We start from the raw sequence: 7,188 nt of genomic DNA, 5'->3' as shown, positions 1-7,188 counted from the left end.
GTACTAGATAGAGTAAACATAATTTCGTAATCTTCATATCTATCGTTAATAACAAAATAAGGAGCCATCACAAGTGATGGCTCCTTTGCTGTTCATTAGTGTTTTAGTATGCTGACCAACCGCCATCTGCGGTAACTACAGTGCCGTTGATAAAGCTAGAATCATCTGAAGCTAGAAATAAAGCAACGCTCGCAATTTGTTTCGGATCTGCCGCTTCTCCGCGTTGTAAGGACATACCAGCCATAGCTTGTTCGATCCCAAACGGATCAGCATGTGTCATACCTGCACCAATGTTTGTAGCAACAGCGCCAGGCGCGATAGCATTACATCGAATGCCGAGCTTGCCATATTGGAACCCTACATTTTTGGTAATGCCAACAACAGCATGCTTGGAAGCCGTGTAAGCAATGCCTGCACGTGAACCAAATAGACCGCCGACAGAGGCTGTGTTAATAATGACGCCATGGCCTTGCTTCGTCATGAGGGGAATAGCTTTGCGAATAGCTCTCATAGGACCAGTCACGTTAATGTCCATTACTCTGTTCCACATTTCATCGGTAACGGATTCTGCGGGCAGCATTTGATCCATAATACCTGCATTATTTACTAATATATCAAGTTTGYCAAAATCATTTACTGCAGTGTCAATCATTCGAGCAACGTCTTCTTCCTTTGTAACGTTTGTAACTACGCCTTTGGCTTGTCCACCAGATGAATTAATTTCCTCAACAACAGAAGTTACTGCCGCTTCATTAATATCGGCTAYAACTACTTGAGCACCTTCTTGTGCGAATAATAATGCCATTTCCTTGCCCATACCTGACGCTGCGCCTGTGATTACGGCTGTTTTTCCTTGTAATTTCATTTGTATCATCCTCTCGACTAGGCAGATTGGTTCTTTCTTTATTTGACGACGTCCTGTCGTATATACTTAGGATAACAAGTTAAGTGATTATTACTATGACATTTCGAGTCAAAATGTCGTTTAAGGTATAAATTAGTTCAACAAGCATGTGAATGAACGAGGGGCTGAGCAAATGACAAAAGTGTACAATACCTTAGATGTACGTGGTGTCCGCACCCGTACATTTCTCAAAGAAGCGCTGTTATCACTGATGGCTGTCAAAAGCTATAACCAAATAAAAATTAAAGAAGTTACAGAAATAGCGGGTGTAAACCGCGTGACCTACTATGATCATTTCTCAACGAAAGATGAGCTCCTTATGGAGCTTATTGAAGACGTGCTAACTGAATACGCCGATATTATTGAAGGCGTTACAGAATTTCCAGCGTCAAAGCGACCGTCCATTGAATATATGAAGACGATCAGGCTATCCGTTGGTCATATAAAAAAACATTCCGATTTCTATAGCATCATGCTGCTTGGAAATGGCGTTCTTAACTTCTCGGATCGACTTCATGATCAAATGTTTGAATCTTTGCTTCAATTAGTACGCCGGATGGGGCAGCAGAATCCGGAAATTGAATCGGACCTGCTTGTGAACTGGATTGTTGGAGGGGCTATAGGAATATATAAATACTGGCTTCAAAATGGCATGCGGCAAACCGAGGAAGAAATTTCACGGCAGATGCTGAAAATAACGATGGCTTCTAGTCAGGTTTTCAATTTGCGTACATATGTCATTCCATAAGGCAATGAAAAAGCTGCCTCTAATCAGTATGGCAGCTTATAGGTGAATCTTATTTATTGAGAATGCTGTCTACCCATAAATAACAGCTTTCTAATTGTTGTTCGCTAATACGATCAGATCTGTGCTCGAACATGATCCTTACTTTATTATTTTCTTCTCTAATAATGTTCAAATAATCTTCTATCGGTGCCCATCCCTCATCGGGACTGAGTTCGGGGAGTGCCGGATGATGTCTATTTTGAATGGTATCGGTAATTTGCATGTTTGACAAATGAATCGAAGCAGCATATTTCGTATACTTTCTAAATATTTTTCTTGCATCTAACGAAGGATCTAACCTCTCTTGATGAAATAGTCTTGCCGTATCCAGGCACAGCTTAATTTTCGGGTACTTTAAAAGCAAATTTTCCAAGAAATCCGTATCATAGATATACTTATTTAGTGCGTCAAACTCCAGTAATGGGGTGAAATGATATTGCTCGCTTTTTTCCGTAAGCCAGTTGAAAAGGTATTCGCTTTTTTCAACAAATTGCTCAAAACAATAATTGCTTTCTAAAATGTATTCCGTGCTATTCGTAAATTTCCATGTATCCCAGTTGACGCTGTCATCCAATAGGACTGGTTTAGGATAATGGAACAAAATATAATCAAGTGGGGCTGTTGCTAAATAATTCAGCTCTTCTTCGATATTGTTGAATGCGTCAGTTCTAATCTTATCATCTAAGGATAAAATTAATGCATCTCTTAGTCTTGAAGCATTAGCTCGCATAGGAAAATGTACTCCGATATGAAACCCTCTTTTTTTTGCTTCTTCAACAAGCTTTAAATAATCTTCATGGGTATGGAACAAACATGCTTCAATCCCGTAAAAACTATCTCTAAAATCCTTTTCATATTTACGGTCATCGAATCCTCCGTATTGCCCGATCATAAATTGTTTGATGAAAATCTCCTCCTCTTCCATAGACGTCATTACAATTCGACAGAAAACCCCATTTTCCTGTTATTGAAGTCATAAATTTTTCTTTTTTATGGAAGTGGCTACTTTTGTTTAACGAGGAACAGCCCAATAACGATAATCACTAAGCCAACCCAGTTTTTCCAATTGGGGAATTCTTTTAGAAAAAAGTACCCCATAATTAACGAAATCAAAATTTCCAAACACTTAGCGGCTACTAAAGTAAAGCTAAGATTCCCGGAAGATTTGAGACCATACTTTACACCATAACCAATAGATAAATTAGCCATTAAAAAGAAGGGTAACATTAGCAATTGAAACTTTAAAGTTGACCAAAATTGGGGTTCAATATGTTTCCCTTGATAAGAAAAAATAAAATTAACTACAAACAATCCTCCAAATAGAAGCGCGAAGCTATACAGGTAAGCCATAAGAACCTCCAATATTGTTGTTTAATTCGTTTGTTTCTTTATGAATTGCATGTTAAAAATCTTTGATCGCTTTCGTCGATTAATGTTTCCTGAAGCCAACTTTTTTATCCATGACAAAGATTTAATCTGACAGAATACTTGAAAAATCGAGCTGAATTAAAATAATCATCATTAATAATCAACGAAATCATTTTCGTACAGGAGGTAAGAACTATTTACAAGCGATTCATAATGCTATTACTTACAAAGGAAGCACACTTGCGGTTGGTGAAAACCATTTTTTATCGTTAAAGGAGATTGAAAGGGTATGGGATGGGATTGATCCAGAATATACGCCTGAAAGTGCTGTAGACGCGGTTAAAGCAGTTCTTCCTCAAAAAATATACGAAGAACTGTTTCCAAACCGCTTAGGTTCTCTAGAATGGTATAAAGTAGCTAAAGGCAAGGAGTATTTTAAAGAAGATCAATCGGATTATTTCTCTTATGATCATTTGATCGCTGCTGTAACTGAGGTGTCAAATCTTAAGTTAAAGGTTAGCACACGCAAAGGAGACAACAGCGCTCAGGAAGTACATAGATTGGATAAGGATGCTAGAATCGAGACATTGATCTCCCGTTCGGCCGAGTTTAATTTGCCAGACAATTTGAAGAAAGAAATTGAAACGGTTGTCATCGATTTTGGCACATTCCTCAAGGAGGGTTTTAAGAAAGATCGTAAGCGTGAGCTCGCCGCATTTCTTGCCAATCTTGCACATGAGACTGGCGGAGGCTGGGCTACAGCACCTGGCGGTGAACTGAAGTGGGGACTGTTCTGGAATGAAAATATTGCTGGAAGAACGGGTGTAAATGAATCCGCTTTCGTGGATGAAGCAAGCAGTGCTCTCTATCCGGGCGTAACGGGCAAACGTTATTATGGACGTGGACCGATCATGTTGAGTTGGAATTTCAACTACGGCTTGTTCAGCTCTATTATTTATGGAGACAAAAATGTCCTTCTTAGCAATCCTGAAATCGTCGTAGCGGACGGTAAGGTTGGTTTCATGACTGCTATTTTATTTTGGATGACACCGCAGGCGCCTAAGCCATCAGCTCATGATGTTATCGTGAACAAATGGAAGCCATCGAAAGAGGATATTGAAAAAGGTTTAAAGCAGCCAGGGTTTGGCATTACCATCATGGTGCTTAGATTAGAAGCGTTTTATTAATTTCTTCCAGTTTAACTTTTAAATGAAATAATCAAAAGGGATAACATACTATGTATTTTGTGCAAATTGCTCTGTTTCAGATGGAGTAAGCAAATGGTCAATGACACAATATAGAAAGAAAATAGATAAAATAATTGACACAATATACGGTAGGGGGGTATAGTGTATTTACGAGAAAGAGCAATAAACTTCTTAAACATTGTATTTTCAATACAAAGTTAAAAATAAATGATTCACATAAAGGAGATATGAACAATGAAAAATGTAACATTAAATGTTGAAGGAATGTCTTGTAATCACTGTGTTAATTCCATCGAAGGAGCTTTAAAGACGATAGGTGCACAAGGAAAAGTGGATCTGGCGAGTGAATCGGTTCAAGTTGTGTTCGACGAAAGTAAGATAACACTTGAAACGATCAAGGAAACCATAGAAGAACAAGGATATGAAGTTCATTAATCGAGAAAAAAAGAGGTGATCATCATGGAAGCGACTAGCTCAGATACGAAGCAAACTTCCCTGCAAATTATTGGGATGACTTGTGCAGCTTGCGCGAATAGGATTGAGAAAGGATTAAATAAGCTTGAAGGAGTTTCGGAAGCGAATGTAAATTTTGCAATGGAACGTGCTACCGTTATTTATGATCCAAGCAAAACAAACGTTGCAAATATGGAACAAAGCATACAGAAGCTTGGGTACAGCACGGCTAAGGAAAGCGTTGATTTGCAGCTAGTTGGGATGACTTGCGCAGCTTGTGCACTTAAAATAGAGAAAGCATTAAATAAACTGCCTGGTATCACGAATGCTACCGTCAATTTCGCAATAGAAACTGCTCATGTAGAATTCAATCCATCAGATGTAACTTTGTCAGATATGCAAGAACGAGTCGAGAAACTCGGGTACAAAGCAGTGCCAAAACAAGAGGTCGGCGATCCGGCTGAGCATCGTCAAAAAGAAATTAAACAACAAAAGCGCAAGCTTCTCATATCTGCCATCTTGTCGCTGCCGCTGCTTTGGTCCATGGTGACTCATTTTTCATTTACATCATGGATTTGGATGCCAGAAATTTTTATGAATCCTTGGTTTCAGCTTGCACTTGCAACTCCGGTTCAATTTTATGTCGGAAAACATTTTTATGTTGGAGCTTACAAAGCACTTCGCAACAAAAGTGCCAATATGGATGTTCTGGTAGCTCTAGGCACGTCAGCTGCTTACTTTTATAGCCTATACCTGACAATAGATTGGGCAACGATGTCTGGAAATATGCACCACAGTCCATCCATGTATTATGAAACAAGCGCAGTTTTAATTACACTCGTTATTCTCGGTAAATTATTTGAAGGTTTGGCGAAAGGGCGTACTTCTGAAGCAATCAAGACACTAATGGGATTACAAGCCAAGACGGCGTTAGTCATTCGTGATGGTCAAGAGCTAACGATTCCTGTCGAGGAAGTGCTTACTGGAGACTTTGTGCTGGTAAAACCGGGTGAGAAGGTTCCGGTGGATGGTGAAGTCATCGAAGGTACATCAGCGGTGGATGAGTCCATGCTGACTGGTGAAAGCATTCCAGTGGATAAAAAAATTGGCGACCATGTAATCGGAGCGACGATTAACAAAAATGGTCGGTTGAAAGTGAAAGCGACAAAGGTCGGCAAAGAAACGGCTTTAGCACAAATTATTAAAGTTGTAGAAGAAGCGCAGGGTTCAAAAGCACCAATTCAGCGTGTTGCTGATGTTATCTCAGGTATCTTTGTACCGATTGTTGTTGGAATAGCACTTGCAGCTTTTGTTGTATGGTACTTCTGGATAAGTCCTGGCGATTTCGCTAATGCTTTAGAGATTGCGATCGCGATTCTTGTCATCGCATGTCCGTGTGCTCTCGGTCTCGCAACACCTACGTCGATTATGGCAGGTTCTGGTCGTGCTGCAGAGCTCGGAGTTCTCTTTAAAGGCGGCGAGCATCTCGAATCAACGCATAAAATTGATGCAATTATTTTGGATAAAACAGGAACGGTGACTAAAGGCAAACCCGAATTAACGGATGTATTTGTGGAGTCGATGGATGAAGATGCTTTCTTGCGTCTCGTCGGCGCTGCTGAGAAAAATTCAGAGCATCCGCTTGCGGAAGCAATTGTATCTGGCATATTGGCTAAAGACATTGAGCTTCCAAACGCTGATGAATTTGAAGCGATTCCTGGGTATGGCATTCGGGCAATTGTGGATGGCAAAGAGATTTTAGCCGGAACTCGGAAGCTGATGGGGAAATATAATATTCAAGCAGAGCATGCTTTTGAACAAATGTCCAACCTAGAGCAAGCAGGAAAAACAACGATGTTGTTCGCGATTGATGGCCAATATGCAGGCATGGTAGCTGTTGCTGACACCATTAAGGTGACTTCGAAAGAAGCCGTTTCTCGTTTGAAGCAAATGGGGATTCAAGTCGTTATGATTACTGGTGACAATGAACGTACTGCCCAAGCTATCGCACGGCAAGTTGGCATTGATCATGTGCTGGCAGAAGTACTTCCAGAAGGCAAAGCTGAAGAAGTGAAAAAATTACAAGCACAAGGCAAAAAAGTAGCGATGGTTGGTGATGGGATAAATGATGCACCGGCCTTAGCAATGGCGGACATTGGAATGGCTATTGGTACAGGAACAGATGTTGCAATGGAGGCAGCTGACATTACATTAATGCGCGGTGATCTCAATAGCATCCCTGATGCCATCTTTATGAGCCGTAAAACGATGGGCAATATTAGACAAAATCTATTTTGGGCGCTGGCTTACAACTCGTTGGGTATTCCTATTGCAGCAATCGGATTGTTAGCCCCATGGGTCGCTGGCGCTGCTATGGCACTTAGCTCCGTATCCGTTGTGTTAAATGCACTTCGTTTGCAGCGGATGAAAGTATAACTAGCTATAAATTGAAATTAATCAATTGATTT

General features: G+C 40.3%; 7 protein-coding genes. 4 read left to right on the top strand and 3 right to left on the bottom strand.

Annotated elements, in window-relative coordinates; translation table 11 throughout:
- Nucleotides 1-103 precede the first annotated feature (103 nt).
- The gene (locus tag AC1DPK_RS24410; protein ID WP_477511904.1) at nucleotides 104-865 is read right to left on the bottom strand and encodes a glucose 1-dehydrogenase; all 762 of its coding nucleotides are present in this window, start codon (nucleotides 863-865) and stop codon (nucleotides 104-106) included.
- Nucleotides 866-1,037: 172 nt separating this feature from the next.
- On the opposite strand from AC1DPK_RS24410, the gene AC1DPK_RS24405 reads away from it, so the two are divergent.
- Entirely contained in the window at nucleotides 1,038-1,652 is a 615-nt protein-coding gene (locus AC1DPK_RS24405) for a TetR/AcrR family transcriptional regulator (protein WP_076265770.1), read from the top strand.
- A 49-nt stretch (nucleotides 1,653-1,701) separates the two neighbouring features.
- Here the strand turns inward: AC1DPK_RS24405 and AC1DPK_RS24400 are convergent, their stop codons facing one another.
- Entirely contained in the window at nucleotides 1,702-2,616 is a 915-nt protein-coding gene (locus tag AC1DPK_RS24400) for an apurinic/apyrimidinic endonuclease family protein (protein ID WP_477511903.1), read from the bottom strand.
- Between the two features lie 77 nt (nucleotides 2,617-2,693).
- The gene (locus AC1DPK_RS24395; protein WP_477511902.1) at nucleotides 2,694-3,041 is read right to left on the bottom strand and encodes an EamA family transporter; all 348 of its coding nucleotides are present in this window, start codon (nucleotides 3,039-3,041) and stop codon (nucleotides 2,694-2,696) included.
- Nucleotides 3,042-3,619: 578 nt separating this feature from the next.
- Between AC1DPK_RS24395 and AC1DPK_RS24390 the strand changes: the two genes are divergently transcribed.
- The 3 genes from AC1DPK_RS24390 to AC1DPK_RS24380 all read left to right on the top strand — a co-directional run bounded on the left by AC1DPK_RS24390 (nucleotide 3,620) and on the right by AC1DPK_RS24380 (nucleotide 7,156).
- Nucleotides 3,620-4,246, top strand: coding sequence for a chitinase (locus tag AC1DPK_RS24390; protein WP_477511901.1), 627 nt, complete (start codon nucleotides 3,620-3,622; stop codon nucleotides 4,244-4,246).
- A 255-nt stretch (nucleotides 4,247-4,501) separates the two neighbouring features.
- Nucleotides 4,502-4,702 carry a copper ion binding protein gene (locus AC1DPK_RS24385; protein ID WP_477511900.1) on the top strand — a complete coding sequence of 67 codons (201 nt, stop codon included), beginning with the start codon at nucleotides 4,502-4,504 and terminating at the stop codon, nucleotides 4,700-4,702.
- Nucleotides 4,703-4,726: 24 nt separating this feature from the next.
- Nucleotides 4,727-7,156 (top strand): heavy metal translocating P-type ATPase, encoded by a 2,430-nt coding sequence (locus AC1DPK_RS24380; protein WP_477511899.1) that lies wholly within the window; start codon nucleotides 4,727-4,729, stop codon nucleotides 7,154-7,156.
- Nucleotides 7,157-7,188 lie beyond the last annotated feature (32 nt).

This window comes from Paenibacillus sp. 01T424 (assembly GCF_056398745.1).
The sequence above is the reverse complement of the archived record's forward strand: the minus strand, read 5'-3'. Positions and strand labels throughout refer to the sequence as shown.

Coding starts and splice junctions, on each gene's coding strand:
- AC1DPK_RS24380 (WP_477511899.1), top strand. CDS start 4,727: ATGGAAGCGACTAGCTCAGATACGAAGCAAACTTCCCTGCAAATTATT.
- AC1DPK_RS24405 (WP_076265770.1), top strand. CDS start 1,038: ATGACAAAAGTGTACAATACCTTAGATGTACGTGGTGTCCGCACCCGT.
- AC1DPK_RS24395 (WP_477511902.1), bottom strand. CDS start 3,041: ATGGCTTACCTGTATAGCTTCGCGCTTCTATTTGGAGGATTGTTTGTA.
- AC1DPK_RS24400 (WP_477511903.1), bottom strand. CDS start 2,616: ATGGAAGAGGAGGAGATTTTCATCAAACAATTTATGATCGGGCAATAC.
- AC1DPK_RS24385 (WP_477511900.1), top strand. CDS start 4,502: ATGAAAAATGTAACATTAAATGTTGAAGGAATGTCTTGTAATCACTGT.